The 284-nt window shown below is 37.3% G+C and carries 1 protein-coding gene; it reads left to right on the top strand.

The annotated features are described in order from the left end of the window. On the top strand, positions 1-284 hold a 284-nt coding region (locus tag AAEZ18_RS18655), incomplete at both ends, for a zonular occludens toxin domain-containing protein (RefSeq protein WP_352255876.1).

The following is a 284-nucleotide window of genomic DNA, read 5'->3' as shown; positions in this document are numbered from 1 at the left end:
ACGTTTACCCAACTGAAGCAACGTTTAAACCTGAATCTTGTAATTATAAACACATAGATACTTACAAGGATTTGATACCCGAGCATTGGTATAAATATCATTATGAACAACTAGAAAAATTTAAACCTGAGAACTTAACCAGCGGCGATACTGACGATTTAGGACGGGAGTTATTTAACGAACATGGCCACATTATTTACCCCAAAACACTCAAAGAGTGTTACATGCGACACAGGAAATACAATTGGGATATTATCGTATGTACCCCCGATATTACCAGCGTC

This window comes from Pseudoalteromonas sp. 19-MNA-CIBAN-0066, assembly GCF_040308705.1.
Lineage (GTDB): Bacteria > Pseudomonadota > Gammaproteobacteria > Enterobacterales > Alteromonadaceae > Pseudoalteromonas > Pseudoalteromonas nigrifaciens.
The sequence above is the reverse complement of the archived record's forward strand: the minus strand, read 5'-3'. Positions and strand labels throughout refer to the sequence as shown.